The organism is Facklamia miroungae (genome assembly GCF_012396555.1).
GTDB classification, from domain to species: Bacteria; Bacillota; Bacilli; order Lactobacillales; family Aerococcaceae; genus Facklamia; species Facklamia miroungae.
Genome location: NZ_JAAXPS010000003.1, coordinates 97,583 through 119,539, shown reverse-complemented (window position 1 = coordinate 119,539; position 21,957 = coordinate 97,583). Strand labels below are relative to the sequence as shown.

Sequence of the window (21,957 nt, the reverse complement as noted above, 5' to 3'; positions counted from 1 at the left end):
GCATGTTATATTTAGCTACTGATTCACTCGATGCTAACTACTATTTTGCCCTAGAGGAATATTTAATGACTCAAAAAGAGTTAAAAGAAGATCTCTTCATGATCTGGCAAACTGAATTCACTGTTATGCTGGGGAATTATCAAAATGCTTATGTTGAATTAAATTTACCCGAGCTTGAAAAAAACAAAGTAATGATCACTCGTCGCAATACGGGGGGTGGTACCATCTTTACCGATCGAGGTGGGTGGCAATTTAGTTTTATCACACCTCGTCCTCAAAGCGACAAGCGGCATGAAGCAATTAATTTTGAACGCTTCATGCAATCCATCATTCAGGCATTGCAAAGTTTAAAAATCCCTGCTGAAATGAATAGCCGCAATGATTTAACGATTCATGGTAAAAAGATTTCCGGCAATGCACAATGTTTTAAAGGAGATTCCATTCTGCATCATGGATCACTTTTATTTGAGACTGACTTGACAGCCATGGCAAACTATCTCAATCCAGCTAAACATAAATTAATTTCCAAAGGGATCAAATCTGTGAAAGACCGAACCACTAATATCAAAAACAATTGCCCAGAAGATTGGACAGCCTTGTCTTTTAAAGAAGCTTTGATTAAACAAATAGTAGGAGATCAGCCTAACTCTTTCTACCTTAGTGAAGCAGACGAACTAGCCGTTCAAAAACTTAAAAAAGAAAAATTTGAGTCCTGGGAGTGGGTCTTCGGCCGTAATCCAGCGTTTTCTTTAGTTAATGAATCCGTATTCCCCGGAGGTCTCCTCAAACTTCACTGCAAAGTGGAAAAAGGTGTCATTCAATCACTCCTTTTTGAAGGAGACTTCTTTAGCACGCACGATTTAAGGGATTTTGAGCATTCTGTAAAAGGGATTAGCTTTAATAAAAAAACCATGCAAGACCATTTTAATGATAACTATCCGCAAGATTTAATTCACAACATCAGTAATCAACAAATTATTGACACTCTATTCAAAGACTTATAAGCTATCAATAGAAAACATCAGGTCTAAACCCCTGATGTTTTCTTTTAGAAGTCGCTTTTATCCTCTACCTCCATAGAAAGAAGGTCTCAAATGTCTGATATCCATCAAGCCATGCGCCGTCAAGACCGTGCCATGCCCAATGATTTTGCTGAAAAAGTTATCGATCAAGCTCAATACGGTGTACTAAGTATGCCCGATCAACCCTATCCTTATGCAATTCCTTTGTCAATGATACGCCACAATCAAACCCTCTATTTTCATAGTGCAAGAGCCGGTAAAAAGGTTGATTTACTTGAAGACGGTATGGCTGTCTGTGTCACTTTTGTTGGACAGGTTCAGGTTCCAAATCTATATAGCGAAAGCGAAATCGAAACGATTGCTGCTGATCCCACTGCTTGGGGCACTTTAGCCCGTACTGTTTTTACTACTGAATTTGAATCGGCCATTATCTATGGTAAAATTCGCAAAGTTACTAACGAAAAAGAGTTGCGCAAGGCCTTACGTCTGATCGCCAAAAAATATGTCCCTAAACATTATTCACTAGTTGATAAAGCCATTGACACAGCTTTCGATTATGTTCAAGTCTATGCTATCGAAATAGAGCACCTTTCGAGCAAAAGAAAGAAATACGATGATCAAGGGCAAGAAATGAAACATGCCCGAGGATGGAAAGTTTAAAAAGAGGCTGTGACTGACGTCCGCCTCTTTTTTATTTTCAAAAATCGCTTTAAATAACTAACTATTTTCGAGTAACTCATTGTCATAGATCGTGTAATCACAACGGTAAATAAAGAGATACTTGCCATCTATTATGAGTCCTGTCGACTTAGGCACATCCGTTTTAAAATAGGAGACCTTATTCCCTGAATAAACGGCTAAAGGTGTTCCGTTTTGGCTTCGCACCATAATCGTCTTCTTTTTACCAAAAAAGGTTTGACCTAAATTGTCCTGTAAGCGCGAAATGAATGGAAGGTTCGATCTCGTATCATAAAGTTCAACGCGATTATCTACCTCCATCGTCAAGTCATTTAACCCCTTCTCAGCAGCAATCAAAGATGATCCTACATGAGTCATCGTGTGCCCACCAATTTGAATATCTAAGACCTGTGAGTCAGCTTTGGTTGAGCCTTCAGCTGTTTGTGAATCGAACTCTTCATCTCGTTCAATTGAAACTGATTTTCCCGTCATAGAATCAATGATCTGGGCTTGCTCATCATAAGTTTGGACGGTCATAGTCAAACCAATAAAATCTTGTTTAAAGCCAGAAACAAATTCACTTATAGCCTGACAGCCAGTCAAAACTAAAACCATTATTAATAGGATAGATAATTTAAAAGTGTGTTTGTTTTTCATTTTAGTCTCCTTTTCTTAATAGTATATCTATTCTACCAGAATCAGTTACTAAGCGACTTGTACTAGAGGCTGATTTTCACTTATTTACAATCGTGATTCGTTTTTAATGAATCCTTCAATTTGCTCGGGATTGGTTAGAAAACCAATTTGCTTATAATCTTCCGTTAAGAGAAATCCTTCTTCAACCATTTGTTGGTAAACTTTTTGTAGTCCATTGTAATAACCATTAACATTCATGAATATACAGGGATTCGTGTTTTGACCCACCCGACTCCAAGAGATGGCTTCCACAATTTCCTCCAATGTCCCGGGTCCACCTGGAAGCGCCACACAAACATCTGATAAGTCCAACATTTTTTGCTTGCGTTGAGCCATGCTTTCCACAACAACTAAATCACTCAAACCCTGATGAGCTATCTCACGATCCAATAAAAATTGAGGCATAACACCTGTCACTTTGCCACCATGACTAAGGACTGAATTGGCGATATCTCCCATCAATCCAACTTTTCCTCCACCGTATATCAATTCGTAGTTATTTGTTGCTATCCACTCTCCAAAAGCGATTGCCGCTTGTGTGTAAACTGTGCGATTACCATGTGAAGCACCGCAATAAACTGCTATTTTCATATCCAACCTCCTTTTTTCACTTTATTATTGTAGATTATTTTTCTGCTAATGGGTAGTTGGTCTTAACCCTTTAAATAGAATAATCCTCAAAAGAAAATTAATTTCTTTTGAGGAAGGGCCTATTAATTATTTATTTGAATAGCAATCCCCTTATTCTTTAAATTAAGTAAACATGCTTGAAGATATGCTTCATCATGTTCTGGATAAATGGGATAATCTAATGAGCGTTCTTCTAAATCCTTATAAGACGGAGCTGATTTGCCACGGTATTTGGGATCTAGCCAGAGGCTATCCGGCTGATACCCTCTGGCTATCATTTCTTCCATTACTAAAACATGGTATTGGTAAAGTTTATAGGGATGATAATTAAAAATATAGTTTATAGTAGAATGCGGCTTGCCCCATCCCTTTCCTCTTAGAGCACAACATTCTCGATGTTGTCCTAAGAGTTGCTGTCGAGGTAATAAGGGAATCAAATCTTCATGCCATAATCGCATTATTTTCCTCCTAATTTATTCATTGGAATAAGACGCTTGATCTCGATTTAAGAACCAAGTAGCTCCATTAAGATAAGAAGCAAAAGCCGACCAAATTACATAGGGCAATAAGAGTAATCCCGCCCAAGTGTTCTTTTGATAAAATTTAATGGCTGTGACTAGAACAGCTGTGAATAAACAAAAGCTTTCAATTAAAGCGGTGCCGCGATATTTATACTTAAAGTATAAGAGTGACCAAAGATAATTAAGGCCTAATTGCGTTCGATAGGCAATAATGGCTTCGTCTTTTTCTTTACTTTCATCAATGAGTATTCGGGCAATCCCCATCATGGTATATAATAATGGCCAAACAATGCCAAAAGTCTCTTTGGGAGGTGCAAATGGGGGCTGTTTGTACTTTTCATAGTCTGCTTTGGCATTATCGGCCGTTAAACGACCAATAAATGTTCCACCGACCAATGGAGCTCCTACAAGTAACCAATTTTTAATTTTCATCAAACCACTCCTTTTTCAAATTATAAGTTAACAGCCCTTCGTCTCCGACTAAAATGCTTTAGCATCGATCATAAAAATACAGTAACTATTTCTTCACCTCTCCAGCTATCCGTTCCATCCTAACAGGATCCTTTAAATAATTTTTACCAAATTCATCAATCAGTCCATGCAGGTCTTGAGCTTGAAGATAAGTGAATGATTCAGGCATTTGCACGACTGCATGTAATTGCTGATAGCTTTTATAGTCTTTTTGATCGATATAAGAAAACAACTTGCGAGCGTATGCATCTGAAATAAAGGCGACTTGGTCAAAAATATAGACTAAGAAGACATCAGCCGTTTCTTGGCCGATACCTCGAAGCTTAAGTAATTCTATTCTTAAATCAGATCCGTATTTTTCTACTATATGGCTATACTTCCACTGGTGTTCTTGGAACCAATTCAAAACGGCTTGGATAGCTAGGGCTTTATTTTTATAAAAACCCGCTGAATAAATCAGCTGTTCTAACTGACTACTTTCCAACCTTAGAATCCTTTGCGGATCAAACCCAGTCGCCAGCTGTAATTGAGTTAAGGCTTTATCAACATTCGACCAGTTGGTATTTTGAACCAGAATAGCACCTAAAATGATTTCTAATTTAGAATCCCCCGGCCACCAACCACTGGGACCCATTTCTTGCAGAAGATAAGTATACAATTTTTCGATGGAAACAGAAGTCATTGATCCACCCCTTTCCACTTTTACCTATTATATCATCTTTATTAACAGATTATGATTGAAAACCTTCTCTTCGTTGACTTGAAAGGCTTCTTGTTATACAATTCACAGGCTCAATTTTACTTCTTTAGTTCGCTAGCTATATAATTCAAATAATCAAAAAACTTAGGAGAGATTAGATGATTCAGGTTGAAAACATTTCAAAACAATTTAAAATAGCCAAACGAAAAAAACACTCCTCAATGCCTGGTTTATCTTATTTAAAGAGAGAGACTGAATACTACCAGGCATTAGACCAAGTATCTTTTAATGTTAAAAAAGGCGAAATGATAGGCTATATTGGCCCAAACGGAGCTGGTAAAAGTACCACACTTAAAATCCTATCAGGTATCCTCCATCCAGATACTGGTGAGTGCCAAATAATGGGCCTAACGCCTTGGAAAAACAGGATCGACCATGTTAGAAATATCGGCGTCGTTTTTGGACAACGTTCTCAACTATGGTGGGATTTACCAGTTAAGAATTCTTTTGACCTGATCCGTGACCTTTACCGTGTGGATCCACAGCGTTATCATCAACAAATTGATAAGTTAGCATATGCTTTAGCTATCGAAAACTTACTGGATACTCCCGTTAGACAACTCAGTTTAGGCCAAAGAATGCGGTGTGAAATTGCCGCTGCTTTAATTCATCAGCCAGCCATTCTATTTCTAGATGAACCTACTATTGGTTTAGATGCAGTTTCTAAATTAGCTGTTCGAAAATTCATTATCGATCTTAATCAAGAAGAACAGACAACAGTTATTTTAACCACGCATGACATGCAAGATATTGAAGCACTCTCTTCACGGATTATATTGATTGGTCAAGGAAAAATACTGCTCGACGGTTCCCTGGAGGAATTAAAGAACAAAAATCAACAAAAACAGATTTGGAACATTGAATTTAATAAAGGAAGACTACCTCATCACCCGGGTATTCAAATTTATCAAGCGACTGAATCAGAAGCTTTATTATCTTTTGATTCGGATCTTCTATCCAAAAATGAATTTATTGCTTTATTAAATCAAAATCTTGATTTACAATCTATAAGCCCTCATGCTACTAATCTTGATCACCTAGTAATCCAGCTTTATCGGGAGTATCAATTATGAAAACTTATAGCGCAATATTTCGCATTCAATTTCAATCAGCCATACAATATCGAACGGCTGCTTTGGCAGGTATTCTTACCCAATTTGCTTGGGGACTACTTCTCATCAAAATGTTCGAATCTTTTTATCAAACCAACGCACAAAATCAACCTATGACTTTTGAACAAGTCTGCGCTTATATATGGATCCAACAAGCCGGTCTTAATTTGTTTGCTTTATGGATTTATGACCGTACTATCTTCGAAGAAATCATTTCAGGCAATGTTGCCTATCAATTGACGCGTCCTCTCGGTCTCTATCCCCATTGGTTTATTTCTAACCTTGCCATGCGAATTGCTCGCACTTTATTACGGTGTTTGCCAATGATAATTGTAGCAAGCTTTCTGCCAGAACCTTATAAGCTTTTGCCGCCAAACCACCTCCTACTTTTTATAGTGACGATGATTCTGTCTACTTTATTAATCATTGCCTTCTTAATGTTAGTCTATATTAGTGTCTTTTATTTCTTAACGGACGTGGGAATTCGAGTGATTGTTGCTACGATCGGGGAATTTCTAACCGGAGCAATCATTCCATTACCCTTTTTACCCCAGCCTTTACAAACCTTTATCCATTGGACACCCTTCGCCTATATGCAAAACATTCCTCTTAGAGTCTATTCTCTAGACATTAGTTCTTGGAATATTATCATTCCTCAAGCTTTTTGGCTGATTCTTCTGTTGGTGGCCGGTTGGTGGCTGATGCAACATGCTCTATCTAAATTCGTTATTCAAGGAGGTTAAATGCAGTGTTTAAAATTTTACGTCATTATTTTAAACTCAATTGGCAGGCTCAATGGCAATACCCTGTTTCTATGTTGTTATTAATTATGGGGCAATTCTTAGCAACCTTTGTCTCTGTACTAGGCATTTATTTTATGTTAGAAAGATTTCACAGCGTACAAGGGTTTTCAAAAGATGAAGTGCTTTTATGTGCTGGAATTTTCACTTTTGCGGCCGCCTTAGCTGAAATGCTAGCCAGGGGATTCGATTCTTTTCCTCAGATGATTGCTAATGGTGAATTTGATCGTGTCCTCACTCGCCCCCAAAGCCCCTTACTCCAAGTTATTGGATCAAAATTTGAGTTTTCACGTATAGGACGCTTAATCCAAGCAGCCTTACTACTAGTTTTCGTCATTGAAAGAGGCAAGATGGTATGGTCGTGGAATAAGATTGCTACTTTATTCATAATGATCTTAACAGCCAGCTTGTTATTTTCCTTATTATATTTTCTTTCAGCAAGCCTTTCTTTTTTTACCATTCAAGGATTAGAGATTATGAATATTTTTACAGATGGCGGACGTGAATTTGGTCAATATCCCTTCTCTATTTATGGAAAGAAGATATTAAAGTTTCTAACCTTTATTCTCCCTCTGGCTTTGGTCCAGTATTATCCCTTTTTATATTTAGTAGGTAAGAGTAATGATTGGCGATTAGCTCTATTTACTTTTTTGAGTCTAGTTTTTGCTATACCTGTTTATGGTGTTTGGCGATTTGGCTTGTATCATTATCAGTCAACCGGCTCTTAGTCAAAGAATCCTATTTCAATGAAATGATAAATAAGATTCATAAACTAACCTCTACTTTATTAAACTTCCTTTTAAAACAGTCAATTCAACTCACTAACGTCTACTCAAAGGCCCTCAATCTATATACTATTTTACTTATTTATTTTTTAATCGTTTACTCTTTCTACCTGACTTCTATTCATTTAGGAGTCAGTTTTTATATATAGTTAAGCACCCCTTTGTCATAGTTATTTATACTCCATTGACAATGAAAATAGCGAGTGGTATATTTAACTTGTAATAGTTGAATGTTCATTCAACTATAAATAATAATTTTTACTATTTGTATACAGAAAGTAGGTCTTGCGATGGATACTTGTCAAGAAAATACGATTCATCCTGAAGCGATTAAGAAAGCTCAAGAAGTGCCTCTCAATCCAGAACATTTTGAAATTCTAATCAAACTCTTCAAAGCACTAGCGGAACCCACCCGCGCAAAAATTTTATGGTACCTGCTACAATCAGAGTTGTGTGTTTGCGATTTGGGCTACTTAATTGGTATGTCAAAGTCTGCCACTTCTCATCAACTCGCTTATCTATTTAAATTAAATTTAGTTAAAAAACGCAAAGAAGGACGCGTTGTTTATTATTCAATTGCTGATGACCATGTGCGTATTTTATATAACAACGCATTGGAGCATGCAGGGGAAGGAAGAAATGATAATAATGACTTATAAATTTAAAATGCAAGGCTTGTCCTGTGCTAACTGTGCTCAAAAAATTGAAACACGCTTAAACAATTTAAATCAAGTCAAAGTGACGGTTAACTTCGCACAAGCACAATTAACGATCGACACAGACCAAGTGATGGAGCCTAATCTCATTCAAAGCTTGGAGAAAAATGTACAAGAAGTCGAACAAGGGGTGAAACTGGTTCCACTCTTTGAGCTAGAAGAGGAATCAAATCTAGACCTTGATGAAAATAATAATAGTAAAAGCGTGCTTGATAGCGAAGGTTGGCGTATTTTAATTACCATTCCTTTGTTTATCTTAGGATTCTTTTTAACAAATCATATTTCTTCTGAATGGCTTTTAGTTGGCTATTTTGGGTTGACCTATCTATTCATCGGTCAGAATGTACTTAAAACTACTTGGAACAAAATTAAAAATAAGGACTGGTTAGAAGAAAACTTCTTAATGACGATTGCTACCCTTGGTGCCTTTGCGATTGGTGAGTACCCTGAAGCGGTTGCTGTTATGCTGTTTTATTCCATCGGCGAATGGTTTCAAGACCGGGCTGTTGAACAATCCCGTCAATCCATTCAATCTTTAATGGCGATTCGTCCTGACTTTGCCCGCATCCAGCAAACGGATGGGTCTTTAAGTAAAATTGATCCGCGCGAATTGGTCGAAGGTCAAGAATTCGTCGTAGCAGTAGGAGATAAAGTGCCTTTAGATGGCCAAATTATCAATGGTCAATCGCAAGTTGACCATTCAGCGATTACAGGAGAATCTTTACCACAAAGTTTAAAAGAAGGCGATACCCTCTATTCAGGCTCTATCAACTTAAGTTCTCAGCTGACTGCTAAAGTAACTAAGACTTTCAAAGATTCAACTGTTAGTCAAATTATCGACTTAGTCGAAAATGCTTCATCTAAAAAAGCGCCAACCGAAAAGTTTATTACTCGATTTGCTCGTATCTATACACCCGTCGTGGTTGGTTTAGCAGTTCTTTTGGCCGTTTTACCTCCTATCTTTTTTAGTGATATTTCTTTGTCAACAAGCTTTTACCGTGCCTTACAATTTTTAGTTATCTCATGTCCTTGTGCCTTAGTTGTTTCTGTTCCTATGAGTTTCTATGGTGGGATCGGCGCAGCAGCACGTGAAGGTATCATGGTTAAAGGTGGCAATTTCCTCGAAACCCTCACTAAGGTTAAGACCCTGGTTTTAGATAAAACCGGAACAATCACTCAAGGTAACTTTGCTATTGATCAAGTGGAATCCTTGCATTTAAGCGATGAGAAATTTTTAGAAATGTTGGCTCACTTAGAAAGTCAATCTCACCATCCGATTGCTCTTTCAATTCAGGAAGCTTATGGTCAAACCTTGGACCCTGACCGTGTCCAAGAAGTGGAAACAATTAGCGGTAAAGGGTTGAAAGGAATTGTAGATGGCAAAACGCTTCTCGCCGGAAACAAAGACTTGATGGATCAATTCACGATTGAAGTGCCAGAATTAAAGACTGCTGCCACAGTCGTTTATCTCAGCATTAACCAAGAATATCAAGGTTACGTTCTCATTAAAGACCAGATCAAGCCAGATTCTCAATCAGCGCTGAAAGAATTACATCAATTAGGCATATCATCTACCATTTTGCTTTCTGGTGATAATCAAGCGACCGTTGATGAAATTGCTCAACTAGTGGGTATTGATCAGGCAAAAGGTAACTTGTTACCGCAAGAAAAGATGGCAGAACTGGAGACTATTATAGAGAGCGTAAATACTCAATCTTCTAAAAACAATACTTCCAGTGTTGCCTTTATCGGCGACGGAATTAATGATGCTCCTGCCTTGGCCCGTGCCGATATAGGAATTGCTATGGGCGGAATGGGTTCAGATGCTGCTATTGAATCAGCGGATATTGTGATCATGAATGATTCCCTAGCCAAACTTCCTCGCGCTATTAAAATTGCTCGAAAAGCCTTGCACATAGCCCGTCAGAACATTATTTTTGCTCTAGGAATTAAGATTCTCTTCTTGATACTTGCTACAATAGGCTATTCATCCATGTGGATGGCCATCGTGGCTGATGTAGGAGTAACGATACTTGCTGTCCTCAATAGTTTACGAACGCTTAATCAGGCTAAATAAAATAGGGCTGGGACAAAAGGTCTCCTCATTCGTCTCTTAAAACGCAGCGAGCCTAGAAAGGAAAGTTATTTCCCCTTCTAGGCTCGTTGCTTTGTGTATTTACGTAGATTATTGGCCATAAATACCAGTCCTCCTTTGGTCTTCACATTATCTTTACCACGTCGGTGGAGCCGACTGAGACCTAAATTGGCCTTTACCTGACCGAATACAGCCTTTACATCAAACTATCATTGACTGAAGAGTGCCTTCTCCCTTCGCCAGATAAAAACTTCGAACATACTTTCATAACCACTTCGTGTTTTCTCTTAGCGCGTATGATGATAATACTAAATTCTTCCTTCAGTCAACGTGTTTGTCTTTGCTTGGGAGTCGATTTGCTAGTTCCCCTTAAATTTAAGGATCCGATGACATTTCTTCGTCCATTCTTTCTCAAATAGATTATATTTAATAATGCGCTTCTACCCATGGTAGGTTAATTAAGTTAAATTTTCATCACTACCATATCCGGTGTCAGCGATAGTACGACGCGGTGGATGGGAAAATTGCTCAACAAATGGAATGAGTGGCAATCTAAACATTATAACTCGGCTTGAGTGGATCATTACGCACAGTTTCTTCATTCATAGGAATAAATGTTGCGTCAAGCTCTATCTTAGAAAAGCTATTGCGTCCGTTGAATGGCGTTTGATAAGTGATATATTTTTTCAAGGAATGAAATTCTGTACAATTTTTCGATGATACTTTATAGGGCGACGGCGCTTGTGTCTACGTTCATCAAGTCCGGCAACAGGCTTCGATTCAATCGTGCAGTTAAGTGTTTCAATTTCTTCGCTTAAGAGCTGCTTAATAGTAACGAGGTCTTCGAATAAGGTCTCAGTTTGATCGAATGACATCGCCTACTGAATCTCGTGTTGAATCTGTGCGTTAAAATAGGTTGTCACCGAATGGGTGAGCTTTGCTTCTTAACGGTCAATGATTTTCTTCCATTATCTTTTGTATCCGACGTCCTGAAGAATCTCCCTCAGAATAAACAAATAATAATGCTTTAAGTAGGATACGAGGATGATAAGTAGGTCGCCCATCAACGGATTCAAATGGGGGAATGTTTACTTCTGGTATCTGTTCGACCACTTCATGAATTAGATAAGTAAAAGAATTTTCAGGTAATAGACAATCAATTTCAAATGGCAAGTAAGTTGATTCATAGTCTACTGTTGGTAAATAGAAAGCCCTCCTAAATGGCTCGTAATTATTACTATGATAGTAGGAAACGCTTTTTATATTTATATTTTTAATAAAATCCGATCAACGATTTTATCGTTGCTCGGATTTCATTTATTCAGGGCTTTTGTCCCAGCCACTAATCTTGATTACTGACTTTTGCGATAGATGCTATACTTGCTATCCGAAAAGGTTTGAAAAACTTCAGACAAATCAACAATCTTCCATGGTTCGTGGAAAGTTTGACCATTTTTATTAAAACAATAAGCTTTATTTAAAACAAAACAAGTATGTATTAAATGATCCTCTTTTAAAAAACAAATGACATCTTTTGCTTGAAAATAATTATCCTTAACCCTTCGGTAATTGTTTCGGCTTAAGGTTTGTAAGAAAGTCTCTTGCCAAACCCATTGATCTAAAATGAATTCATTCTTAGTTATTGCATATAAACAAGCCGCAAAACAATTAGGACCATGATTATTAGGAAAGATATTGTGGTATTTCTTTAAATACTCATAATTTTCAATTTCATCAATATCTGTTAGGCTTAATGACTCATCTTCAGTCTCAATCCATCTTCTCTTGCTTTGCTGGTCTAAATGGCGCCAATAATTACTTGTAATTATTTGTTGTTCATCGATCAAAAAGCTTCCATTTTTTTTCACTTCATTAAATAGTTCTTTTTGAAAGTGTTGATCTTGAGATTCGTACCAACCCGGCGGTGCGACCAAAACAAAGTCACACTTGAGAGTCCAAGACCGATGATTACTTATGTTATTAACTGTGTGGTAATCACTATGTTTTTGGTATTCTTTTACAGATAAAATCAATTGATTAGCCATGCGATATTTATGTTCTTTCAAAAAAATTTCAGATATAAAAAATAGATCTTCTTTTAACTGAAGGTCTCTCATAAACTTGTCTCCTCGTATATAGCTTTTATAAGGCTTTGACCAAAATAAGACACGGATTATTTTTATTCCACAAATCTGGAAAAACTTCTAATTTCTTAAAGCCACATTTTTGATAAAAGACATTTGTCTCATCATATTGTGGATAATGTCCTTCATCTACTGTTTTCACTTGTAGTAGTCCATATTTTTTAGAAGTTTCGTTTTCAATAGCTTCTATCAATAAACGCCCTAATCCTTTATGATGATATTGCTTTTTAACTGCCATGCAAATAATCTCAGCGCAATCCGAGCTAGAGTTTGAAACGGTAGCAAAAAGCTACAGGAAGCTCATGATCCGTTACCACAAAACACTGACTGCTCTTTGCATCTTCTATGTAAAAATGTACCGCTTGTTCAATTCCAAACCATTCTGGCAAATCTGCTAAAATCATTTTAACAATTTCTACTTTTCGATCGGGGTCACTCTCAATTGTTAAGTTCAATGACATAGGCGTCTCAAATCTCATTTTATTATTCAATATAGCTAGGCTCCTTTAATTTTAAATTGATAGTTAGAAGGTAGATGGTAATAGGTTTTTAAGGCATTAAGCGCTCCTTGGGCTTTGACTAAGGTCTCTTGGTATTCCTCTTCTGGATCTGAAAGGGCAATAATTGCTCCCCCTAGACCGATACTAGTCTTTTCTTCTTCAATAACCGCTGTACGTATAACAATGTTTAAATCCATACACCCATTATTAGCAATATAGCCAATAGCCCCTGAGTAGATACCTCGAGGACGTCCTTCTAATTGATCGATTAATTCAAGGGTCCGGTACTTCGGCGCCCCTGTCATTGAACCACCAGGGAAGCATGCCTTAAATAGTTCAATAGGTGTAACATTTTTAGCAAGAAAGCCTTGAACGGTCGTCACTAATTGATGAAGGGTTGAATAGCTTTCAACGGCCATCAACTTTGGAACGGATACTGTTCCAATTTGGCAGACCTTTCCTAAGTCATTCCGCAACAGGTCTACAATCATCAAGTTTTCGGCCATGGTCTTTTCTTCGGTTGCTAAAGCATGAATAATTGCTTGATCTTCTGCTGGGGTTTGACCTCTTTTAGCTGTTCCTTTGATCGGCTTGGTTTGCACTCTTCCATTGCGATCAAGTGTTAAGAATTTTTCCATAGAAGAACATGCAACAGCAAAATCATCAAAAGTTAAAAAGGCTGCATAAGGTGCGGGACTGGCTTGACGTAAGGCTTGATAATATTTATAGGCATCTAGCTGGTCTTCGACATCCAAACGGTTGGTTAAACAAATTTCATAAGACTCTCCTTGACGAATGTAGTCTTGACATTGGTGGATAGCTTTCAAATAGTCCCTGCGATCCATAGCCCAAGCAATCGTCGGTTGATCGAAGGCCTCCATAACAGGGTCTTCTTTTTCAATCGCTGAAGTATAAACCTTTGAAAAATCTAAATCTTTTAGCCAATCCTTATCATCTTTATAGGATAAAAAATAGAGTTGGTTTTCGAGATGATCGATAATCACTGCTCGATCGATGTAATCTAATATGACATCTGGATACGGTGACTGATGCTGATTCGGTCCTTCGGTCAAACTCTTTAATTCGTAACCAAAGTATCCTATGTAACCCAATTGAAAGTCAAAGGGTAAGTCTGGGTGAACAGACCATCGAGGCTGGTTTTGTTCCAAATAGGTGAAGATATCTTGCTGAATCAATACTTCTTTACCCGTTTGATCCTTCTTCACTATCTGATTAGTCGTTACAGAGTATTCTAAACGGTGCCCATGATAAGGACCTGCCTGAGCGATAATTGAGAAGCGAGACATACCTTCGGTTACTTGACTCGAATCTAACCAGTGTGTCTGTTTATTCATTTGATAAAGTTGGTCAAACACCATTTGACTCGTTCTAGTGAAGGCTTGTTTTTCAATAAATATAGGCAGGGATTGAGCTTGGTAAGCTTTCACTATATGGATAAAATTAACGATTAACTGTTCTCCTTCTTGCGAAGCGATCGATTCAGGATGAAATTGAACCGCGTATTGAGGTTTACTGCGATGAGAAATCCCCATAATTAAGCCATCATGCGTGCGCGCATCAATTTGGATGTTCTCTAAATCTTCTTCCTTACAAACTAAAGAATGATAGCGTGTCACTTTAAAATCTTGGGGCAAGTCTTTAAACAAACCTTGATTATTGTGTCTGATTTCACTCAATCGACCATGAACAGGCTGAGGAGCCAATATATTTTCTCCACCATTGAGGTAATAGATCCCTTGTTGGCCTAAACAGATACCTAAAATCGGTCGCTCTTGCTTTTCAATCACTTCGCGGCATAAACCAAAATCCAGCGGATTTTGCGGGTTGCCAGGCCCTGGTGAAATAACAATCGCATCAAAATCAAGTTGCTGAAATTCATCATAGGACATTTGATCATTTTTAATAACCAAGGGAATTTCTTGGGTGACTTTGGCTATTAATTGAAAAAGATTGTAGGTATAAGAATCATAATTATCAATGATAACAAACTTCATAGAGTTTCTCCTTGTCAGTACATTCTCAGTTGTTTTTATGAACTGGTTCCAAACTTATCTTATCATAGTTTATTTATTGTAAAAATGCTTAAAAGCATTTGTTTATTTTTAACTGTTTTAATCTTTCACAGATTGACAAGCGCTAACATTCGCCTATAATGAAAGAGAAGTTAAACAGAGTATAAAAGGTGCGTAAAGTATTTACAGATGGGAAGTTGCTGTAAAACGAAATGAACGGTCATGCGATGCCTTTTATCTTCCGCTGTTTTATTATACGTCTTTAGCGGAGCTCTGATTTTATCAGGGCTCCTATTTTTGTTTAGGAGGGCACGTTTTGGACATCCAATTTAATGATTTTCCTTATCCGATCTATCTAGAACACGATCATTTTAGTCAATTAAAAGAGCGCTTAAGCCAAATGAGCGGCAAAAAGTTTCTGCTAACTGATCAAAATGTGGCGACCCTTTACCAAGAACAAATCGATCAACTTGATCAGTTAGCATCCTTTTCTTACCACATTGTTCCTCCAGGAGAAGGATCAAAGTCATTAGCTTGCTATCAAGAAGTGATGAATCATATGGTAGAAGTAGGACTTACTCGGTCTGATTGCTTGATTGCCTTTGGCGGTGGCGTCATTGGTGACTTAGGGGGCTTTTTAGCCGCCACATATTTAAGAGGAATCAACTTTATTCAAGTTCCGACAACTCTATTAGCTATGGTTGACTCTGCCATTGGGGGTAAAAATGGCATTAATTTTGGTGCCTATAAAAATCAAGTGGGTACTTTCTACCATCCCGCTTGGGTTCATATCGATAGCTCCTACCTAAACACCTTAGATATCAGACAAATTAACAATGGGTTAGCAGAAATCATAAAATACGCGATCCTTACTGACCCTGCTTTATTGGAGAAAATCAATCGAGATAAAAGTCAACTCAACTACTTGAATCTAATTAAACGGTCTTTAGAAATAAAACACGCCTATGTTGCTAATGACCTTCACGATCAGGGTAAAAGACAATACCTTAATTTAGGTCATACTTTCGCCCATGCCATTGAAAGCATCAGCAACCACCAAGTGAACCATGGTGAAGCAGTCGCAATCGGTCTATTATGGATGGCTCGTGCTAGTTTTAAATTGGGTTGGGCCCGCCAATCATTTGTTCCTCTTCTTGAAGATCTATACCAAAAACAAGGACTATTCCAGACTTATTACTGTGATAGCCAAGATTTAATGAAGGCCATTAATCACGACAAGAAAAAACAAGACCTAACGATTCACTTAATTATCCCACTTGAAATAGGAAAGTGTGTCCGACAAGCCATTCCTGTTCATGAATTAGGCCAATGGATTGAAGCAGGGAGTCGAATTTAAATGGATATCCAAATTATTCCTCACTCTTTAAAAGGCAATATTTCTGCTATTCCTTCTAAATCAGACGCTCATCGAGCACTCTTTGCAGCCAGTGTGGCCAACGGTCCTTCTACCATCTATTTAGACCGTCTTTCAAAAGATTTAGAAGCAACTTTAGCTTGTATTGAAGGTCTAGGTTGCCTGGTTCACCATGATCCAGATCAAAAAGCATACCACATCCTACCAGGTGCTCATTCGATGAAGCGCCAATTCAAGGTGGGCGAATCGGGAACAAGCTTACGCTTTCTGATTCCTATCTTAGCTAGTCGATTAGAAAGAAACCAACATGTCGAAATTATCCGCCAAGGAAGTTTGATCAGTCGGACCAACCAACCTTATTGGCACTTGTTTGACCAATTGGGTATCTATTGGCAAGAAAAAGGCCCTAGTATCTGGCTTTCAGGCAAGTTAGAAGCAGGAAATTACCAACTACCGGGTAATGTTTCTTCCCAATTTATTTCAGGATTAGCTTTGGCTCTCGCTCATTTAGATAAAGCAAGTCAGATAAAATTAACTTCGCCTTTGGAATCCGCTGCCTACGTCGACATGACCCTAGCTACCTTAATTGAATTTAGTAAAAGAATTGATTTCTCTAATCTAACTCAAACCTATCATCTACCCACTGGACTTATACAAGGAGTGTCCTACCAAGTAGAAGGCGATTGGTCCAACGCCCTTTTCTTCTTAGTAGCAGGCGCCCAGGTCTTAAATCTTGCTTTTGACAGTCTCCAGGCAGATCGTCAGGCTTTGTCCTATTTGGAGAAATTGGGCTACCCCATCCCCAAGCTGGCAAGACAATCCACTAACTATCAGCCAAGTAAGACTTCAACTGAAAGTAATCAAGTATTGGAAATCGATGCTCGGCAATTACCCGATGCCATTCCTATCCTTACCCTAGCAGCTGCTAGAAAAGCTGGGATTACCCGCATCGTTAACGGGCAACGCCTCCGCTTAAAAGAAAGTGACCGGATAGAATCAACCGTAGCTCTTATGCAAGCTTTAGGTGTCTACATACAAGCAGAAGCTGATGGGTTCATCTTGCAAGGAGGTCAAGACTTTCATGGTGGAATCGTGGATGCGTTTCAAGACCACCGTATTGCAATGACAGCTGCCATTGCCGGTAGTCTTGCCCAAGAACCTGTGATTATTAAAGGAGCGGACTGTGTTTCTAAATCTTATCCCCACTTCTTCGATGATTTTCAAAAACTAGGAGGTATCTATCATGTCCTTTAGTCTCGGTCAAAAATTTCGTCTCACTGTTTACGGACAGTCACATGCTAAAGCGATTGGGGTGGTCATTGATGGCCTTCCTGCCGGTTTAGATTTCCCTTATACAGCCATTCAAACAGCTCTCGAACGTCGTCGTCCTGGTAAAAAGGTTTGGTCAACTAGCCGTAACGAAGCTGATTTATTTGAGGTCAAAGCGGGTATTGTAGACGGTAAAACCTGTGGCGCGCCTCTTTGCTTAGAGATTAGGAATCAAGACATGCAGTCTAAGGATTATGCCCAACATGAATATCTCCCGCGCCCCTCACACGCTGATTATCCTGCTTTTGTTAAGTATGAGGGACACCATGATATTCGTGGGGGCGGACACTTTTCAGGGCGCATGACTGCTCCAATTGTAATGGCTGGTAGTATTGCCCGCTATTTATTAGAAACAAGCGGCATCCAAATTTATAGCCACATTCATTCGATCGCTGGTATAAAAGACCGGTTGGTTGATTTTGCGCAACCTGATTTTAAGGCTTTAAGTGAATTAGTTAATAAAGAATTTCCCGTGATCGATGACCTACAAGGACAAGCCATGAAGGAAGCTATCTTAGTCGCTAAAGAAGACAAAGACTCTGTAGGAGGGCAAGTCGAAGTAATCGTTGACGGATTACCAGTTGGTATCGGTCAACCTCTCTATGATTCGTGTGAAGCTAAATTAGCCCATGCCATGTTTGGCATTCCCGCCACCCGCGGCGTTGAATTCGGAACGGGCTTTGCTGGGGCGAACTTACGTGGCAGCCAGCACAACGATCCTTATTATTTGGATAGTAACCTGACGGTTAAAACGTTGACCAACCATCACGGTGGCATTATCGGCGGTTTGACCACGGGCATGCCCTTGATTATGCGAGTAGCGATAAAGCCTACCTCTTCTATCGGTCAACCACAAGCAAGTGTCAACCTTGACCAACAAGTTAATCAAGAATTGACGATTGAGGGCCGGCATGATCCTTGTATCGTCCCTCGAGTTGTTCCCGTTATTGAAGCGATGACTGCTATTTGCCTTTTAGACCTAATGATGATGGACGGTCAATGGCCAACTATTTCAACAAAAAATTAATTACCTTTGGAAAGTAGGTTCTTATGTTTCAGACTTCTCAAAAAAATAAAAAAACCACTTTTTGTGGCCTAATCGGACGTAAATTAGGTCATAGTTATTCCCAATCTGTTCACCAGCGAATTGGGAATTATCCCTATCACTTAATTGAATTAGAACCCCATCAGTTGGAAGACTTTCTTTTAGAAAAAAACTACCTCGGGCTCAATGTGACTATTCCTTATAAAGAAGCGGTCTTACCTTATTTAGACAGCCTAGACCCCTTGGCTAAAGCTATCGGGTCGGTCAATACAATTGTAAATAAAGAGGGCAAACTCAAAGGCTATAATACTGACTACGCTGGCTTAGACTTTTTATTAAAAAATAATCATCTGACCTTAACAGACAAAAATGTACTTATTCTTGGATCCGGTGGCTCTGCCAAAATGATAGGTGTTTATGCTAAAAATCATGGCTGTCAACGAGTTAGCCATTTAAGTATTCGCCAAGCCTTCCCCCCATTAAGCGCTGACCATCAGGAGGCTCAAGTTATTTTCAATGCGACACCGGTTGGTATGTACCCCAATAACCAGGATTTAAGATTAAACTTAACCGCTTTCCCTCAATTAGAAACGGTCGTTGATCTCATCTATAATCCCTTACGGACTTCTTTAGTCCTCCAAGCCAAAAGCCAAGGCATTCAAGGTATAGGTGGACTCGACATGTTAATTGCTCAAGCTTTTTTTGCCAGTCAACTTTTTACCGATACGTCTTATCCAACAGACTTCATCCATCAAATTTGTCAATCCTATTGGCAAGGAATCGAAAACTTAGTTTTTATCGGAATGCCAGGAGTCGGCAAAACCACGCTCGGAAAAAAACTGGCCGATCAACTAGGCCGTCCCTTTTTAGATACCGATCAATTGATAGAAGCTGTTATCCATCAACCTATCTCTGAATATATTTCCAAGGTGGGCGAAAAATCCTTTCGGGACCTAGAAGAAAAAATCATTCACCAAGTAACTAAGGAAAACGGGCAAGTAATTGCGACGGGCGGAGGAGCCATTTTAAGCGCAAAGAACCGTCACGCTCTAAAACAGAATGGTCGCTTGATTCTTTTGGAGCGCCCCCTAGAAGAACTGTCTCGAAAGAGCCGACCGCTTTCAGCGTCGCTAGAGCAAGTTAAGCGTTTATGGGATGAGCGAAAAACACTCTACCGCGAGAGTGCAGACCTCATTATTCCCGTCAAGTCTTCTATTCCCACTAGCTATCAAGAAATGCAAGAAAGGCTGATCAAACATGCGATTATTAGTCCTCAATGGACCCAACCTTAACTTATTAGGCATTCGTCAACCAGAAATATACGGTCATACCTCTTACACAGACCTAGTAAATCTATTAAACGATTGGTCAAAAAAACATAAAGTATCTTTAGACGTCTTTCAATCAAATCACGAAGGTGAATTGGTCGATAAAATTCAAGCCGCTTATCAAAAAATTGACGGAATTATAATCAATCCAGCAGCCTACACTCATACTTCGATCGCTATTCGTGATGCCCTAGCAGCAGTGGCCATCCCTTTTGTAGAGGTCCATCTAAGTGCTATTAGTCAAAGGGAAAATTACCGTCACATTTCTTATGTTCAAGACTTAGCTATAAAAACGATCGAAGGGCAAGGCCTTGCAGGCTACCTTCAAGCTCTGGATTTTATCAAAAATTACCTCGATGATTCTGATGATCCATCACCTAGCACATAGAAAGAGAAGATATAAATGACAATCAATTCTGTATCTGTAAAACAAGTCACTTTTGGCAAGCAACCGGCGATTGTTATCGCTGGCCCTTGCTCCATTGAATCCGAAGAACATATTTTTAAAGAAGCTCAAGCCTTGAAGGCCGCAGGAGTTGACATGATTCGAGCGGGTGCTTATAAACCAAGAACTAGCCCTCATGCCTTTCAAGGTTTAGGCTTTGAAGGTGTAAAATACTTAAGAGCCGCTGCAGATTCCGTTCACCTACCGATGGTTACCGAGGTTCTAAGTGAATATGATGTCGAAAAGCTGATCGATCTTGTGGATATGTTTCAAGTAGGTTCTCGAAATATGTATAATTACCAACTGCTGAAGTTATTAGGTCAAGCCGGCAAACCCGTCTTATTAAAAAGAGGCTTTTCAGCAACACTTAAAGAATGGGAAATGGCCGGTCAGTATTTAATGAGCGAAGGAAAAGCGTCTGTTGTATACTGCGAACGCGGCATCCGTAGCTTCCAAGATGAAACACGCAACACGCTTGATTTAGCAGGTGCCATTCTTCTCCAAGCTAAAACAAAACAACCCGTCATTATTGATCCTAGCCATGCCAGTGGTAGACGCGACCTCATCCTTCCTTTAAGTAAAGCCGCTTTAGCCGCTAATATTTCGGGGGTTATGATCGAAGTGCATCACAACCCCGACCAAGCCTGGACCGATGCCGCTCAAACTATTGATTATTCACTGCTAGATCAATTAATGAAGGAGTGCCAACCATGGCTTACATCAAACTAGATGAAGGATTTGTTTTTGGACAGGGTATTTTTTCCACCCTTAAAGTCATCAATGGACAAGCGCTCTTCTTAGATCAACATCTTGACCGTTTAATTCAATCAGCCAAAGCTTTAGACTTCACAAGTTCAATAACTAAGAACGTTATTAACGACCATATTAACGGAAAAGAAATGGTTGATGGTGCTTTAAAAATCATCCTCTCACCAGACAATCTTGTTATTCAGGAACGACCAGATCCCTATGGGAAGGCATTCTTGCCTGCAAAGCCATTAAAATTAGCCAAGTGGCAGCGCCACTCCTCTAACACACTTTTGCAACACAAGTCTACTATGTACTTAGCGAACAAAATTAATTTAAAGCAGATAAGAGAAAAAGGGGCTTTTGAATGCATCTTTTTAAATGAAAAAGACCAGATCACTGAGGGAAGCTTTACGAATCTCTTTTTTGTTAAAGACCAGGAGCTTATCACTGCTCCAACAAGTGCAGGTCTTCTTCCAGGTATTATGCGTCAATGGGTGATTGAGCATTTCCCCGTGACTATTCGCCCCATAGACTGGCAGGAGAGACAGGCTTTTCAAGCTGGTTTTATGACCAACTGTTTGATGGGGATTACTCCGATTCAAACGCTTGAATCGGTCCATTACCAAGATCAGCATCCTTTAATTAACTACATCCAAGAGGAATATTCTGCAAAAATATATAAACAAAAAGCTAGCCAATGGTTATAACATTGACTAGCTTTT

25 protein-coding genes, 1 pseudogene and 1 riboswitch are annotated in these 21,957 nt (G+C 38.9%); of the genes and pseudogenes, 14 read left to right on the top strand and 12 right to left on the bottom strand.

Translation table 11 applies throughout. The annotated features are described in order from the left end of the window. Window positions 1-2: 2 nt before the first annotated feature. Both lplA and HF969_RS04185 read left to right on the top strand, forming a co-directional pair. Window positions 3-1,004, top strand: a complete 1,002-nt coding sequence (gene lplA / locus HF969_RS04190; protein WP_090289581.1) for a lipoate--protein ligase — start codon at window positions 3-5, stop codon at window positions 1,002-1,004. A 90-nt stretch (window positions 1,005-1,094) separates the two neighbouring features. Beyond that, window positions 1,095-1,682, top strand: coding sequence for a pyridoxamine 5'-phosphate oxidase family protein (locus tag HF969_RS04185; RefSeq protein WP_090289582.1), 588 nt, complete (start codon window positions 1,095-1,097; stop codon window positions 1,680-1,682). A gap of 57 nt (window positions 1,683-1,739) precedes the next feature. Here the strand turns inward: HF969_RS04185 and HF969_RS04180 are convergent, their stop codons facing one another. From HF969_RS04180 to HF969_RS04160, 5 genes are all read right to left on the bottom strand, one after another. Beyond that, window positions 1,740-2,357 carry a DUF5052 family protein gene (locus tag HF969_RS04180; protein ID WP_090289583.1) on the bottom strand — a complete coding sequence of 206 codons (618 nt, stop codon included), beginning with the start codon at window positions 2,355-2,357 and terminating at the stop codon, window positions 1,740-1,742. Window positions 2,358-2,441: 84 nt separating this feature from the next. Then, complete coding sequence (locus HF969_RS04175; RefSeq protein WP_090289584.1) at window positions 2,442-2,987, bottom strand: LOG family protein; 546 nt, start codon at window positions 2,985-2,987, stop codon at window positions 2,442-2,444. 122 nt (window positions 2,988-3,109) lie between these two features. Next, entirely contained in the window at window positions 3,110-3,484 is a 375-nt protein-coding gene (locus HF969_RS04170; RefSeq protein ID WP_090289585.1) for a TIGR02328 family protein, read from the bottom strand. 15 nt (window positions 3,485-3,499) lie between these two features. Then, the gene (locus tag HF969_RS04165) at window positions 3,500-3,979 is read right to left on the bottom strand and encodes a TspO/MBR family protein (protein WP_090289586.1); all 480 of its coding nucleotides are present in this window, start codon (window positions 3,977-3,979) and stop codon (window positions 3,500-3,502) included. Between the two features lie 85 nt (window positions 3,980-4,064). Next, window positions 4,065-4,700 (bottom strand): endonuclease III domain-containing protein, encoded by a 636-nt coding sequence (locus HF969_RS04160; RefSeq protein ID WP_090289587.1) that lies wholly within the window; start codon window positions 4,698-4,700, stop codon window positions 4,065-4,067. Between the two features lie 176 nt (window positions 4,701-4,876). Between HF969_RS04160 and HF969_RS04155 the strand changes: the two genes are divergently transcribed. From HF969_RS04155 to HF969_RS04135, 5 genes are all read left to right on the top strand, one after another. Beyond that, on the top strand, window positions 4,877-5,851 hold the full coding sequence (locus HF969_RS04155) for an ABC transporter ATP-binding protein (protein WP_090289588.1): 975 nt from the start codon (window positions 4,877-4,879) through the stop codon (window positions 5,849-5,851). Continuing rightward, window positions 5,848-6,633, top strand: coding sequence for an ABC transporter permease (locus HF969_RS04150; protein WP_090289589.1), 786 nt, complete (start codon window positions 5,848-5,850; stop codon window positions 6,631-6,633). The genes HF969_RS04155 and HF969_RS04150 overlap by 4 nt, the downstream gene beginning before the upstream one ends. Window positions 6,634-6,638: 5 nt before the next feature. Next, on the top strand, window positions 6,639-7,418 hold the full coding sequence (locus HF969_RS04145; RefSeq protein WP_245694810.1) for an ABC transporter permease: 780 nt from the start codon (window positions 6,639-6,641) through the stop codon (window positions 7,416-7,418). Window positions 7,419-7,765: 347 nt separating this feature from the next. After that, on the top strand, window positions 7,766-8,134 hold the full coding sequence (locus HF969_RS04140) for an ArsR/SmtB family transcription factor (protein ID WP_090289590.1): 369 nt from the start codon (window positions 7,766-7,768) through the stop codon (window positions 8,132-8,134). Beyond that, window positions 8,124-10,268, top strand: coding sequence for a heavy metal translocating P-type ATPase (locus tag HF969_RS04135; protein ID WP_090289695.1), 2,145 nt, complete (start codon window positions 8,124-8,126; stop codon window positions 10,266-10,268). The genes HF969_RS04140 and HF969_RS04135 overlap by 11 nt, the downstream gene beginning before the upstream one ends. 77 nt (window positions 10,269-10,345) lie before the next feature. On the opposite strand, the pseudogene HF969_RS04130 reads toward HF969_RS04135, so the two are convergent. The 7 genes and pseudogenes from HF969_RS04130 to pabB all read right to left on the bottom strand — a co-directional run. Next, window positions 10,346-10,474: pseudogene (locus tag HF969_RS04130) on the bottom strand (hypothetical protein); the annotation flags it as partial. Between the two features lie 498 nt (window positions 10,475-10,972). Beyond that, window positions 10,973-11,161, bottom strand: a complete 189-nt coding sequence (locus HF969_RS04125; RefSeq protein ID WP_090289591.1) for a hypothetical protein — start codon at window positions 11,159-11,161, stop codon at window positions 10,973-10,975. Window positions 11,162-11,237: 76 nt separating this feature from the next. After that, complete coding sequence (locus HF969_RS04120; RefSeq protein ID WP_090289592.1) at window positions 11,238-11,459, bottom strand: transposase; 222 nt, start codon at window positions 11,457-11,459, stop codon at window positions 11,238-11,240. Window positions 11,460-11,638: 179 nt separating this feature from the next. After that, complete coding sequence (locus HF969_RS04115; RefSeq protein WP_090289593.1) at window positions 11,639-12,403, bottom strand: hypothetical protein; 765 nt, start codon at window positions 12,401-12,403, stop codon at window positions 11,639-11,641. Window positions 12,404-12,428: 25 nt separating this feature from the next. Beyond that, window positions 12,429-12,668 carry a GNAT family N-acetyltransferase gene (locus HF969_RS09835; RefSeq protein WP_245694811.1) on the bottom strand — a complete coding sequence of 80 codons (240 nt, stop codon included), beginning with the start codon at window positions 12,666-12,668 and terminating at the stop codon, window positions 12,429-12,431. Window positions 12,669-12,693: 25 nt separating this feature from the next. Continuing rightward, complete coding sequence (locus HF969_RS09830) at window positions 12,694-12,921, bottom strand: hypothetical protein (RefSeq protein WP_245694812.1); 228 nt, start codon at window positions 12,919-12,921, stop codon at window positions 12,694-12,696. A 5-nt stretch (window positions 12,922-12,926) separates the two neighbouring features. After that, window positions 12,927-14,945, bottom strand: a complete 2,019-nt coding sequence (gene pabB, locus HF969_RS04105) for an aminodeoxychorismate synthase component I (RefSeq protein ID WP_168427158.1) — start codon at window positions 14,943-14,945, stop codon at window positions 12,927-12,929. Between the two features lie 173 nt (window positions 14,946-15,118). Next, a riboswitch (THF riboswitch) is annotated at window positions 15,119-15,212 on the top strand. Window positions 15,213-15,279: 67 nt separating this feature from the next. Here pabB and aroB point away from each other — a divergent pair. Genes aroB through HF969_RS04070 form a run of 7 tightly spaced genes read left to right on the top strand, consistent with a single transcriptional unit; the run spans window position 15,280 to window position 21,942 of the window. Further along, window positions 15,280-16,320 carry a 3-dehydroquinate synthase gene (aroB, locus tag HF969_RS04100; RefSeq protein WP_090289594.1) on the top strand — a complete coding sequence of 347 codons (1,041 nt, stop codon included), beginning with the start codon at window positions 15,280-15,282 and terminating at the stop codon, window positions 16,318-16,320. Then, window positions 16,321-17,592: a 3-phosphoshikimate 1-carboxyvinyltransferase gene (locus tag HF969_RS04095; RefSeq protein ID WP_090289595.1), complete on the top strand. Its 1,272-nt coding sequence runs from the start codon at window positions 16,321-16,323 to the stop codon at window positions 17,590-17,592. Further along, window positions 17,582-18,694: a chorismate synthase gene (aroC, locus tag HF969_RS04090; RefSeq protein WP_090289596.1), complete on the top strand. Its 1,113-nt coding sequence runs from the start codon at window positions 17,582-17,584 to the stop codon at window positions 18,692-18,694. The genes HF969_RS04095 and aroC overlap by 11 nt, the downstream gene beginning before the upstream one ends. A 23-nt stretch (window positions 18,695-18,717) precedes the next feature. Further along, window positions 18,718-20,004, top strand: a complete 1,287-nt coding sequence (locus HF969_RS04085; RefSeq protein ID WP_090289597.1) for a shikimate kinase — start codon at window positions 18,718-18,720, stop codon at window positions 20,002-20,004. Beyond that, a complete protein-coding gene (gene aroQ, locus HF969_RS04080; RefSeq protein WP_090289598.1) occupies window positions 19,970-20,428 on the top strand; it encodes a type II 3-dehydroquinate dehydratase in 459 nt (152 codons plus the stop codon). The genes HF969_RS04085 and aroQ overlap by 35 nt, the downstream gene beginning before the upstream one ends. A 15-nt stretch (window positions 20,429-20,443) precedes the next feature. Beyond that, window positions 20,444-21,214, top strand: a complete 771-nt coding sequence (aroF, locus tag HF969_RS04075) for a 3-deoxy-7-phosphoheptulonate synthase (protein WP_090289599.1) — start codon at window positions 20,444-20,446, stop codon at window positions 21,212-21,214. Next, window positions 21,196-21,942, top strand: coding sequence for an aminotransferase class IV (locus tag HF969_RS04070; RefSeq protein ID WP_090289600.1), 747 nt, complete (start codon window positions 21,196-21,198; stop codon window positions 21,940-21,942). The genes aroF and HF969_RS04070 overlap by 19 nt, the downstream gene beginning before the upstream one ends. Window positions 21,943-21,957: the final 15 nt, after the last annotated feature.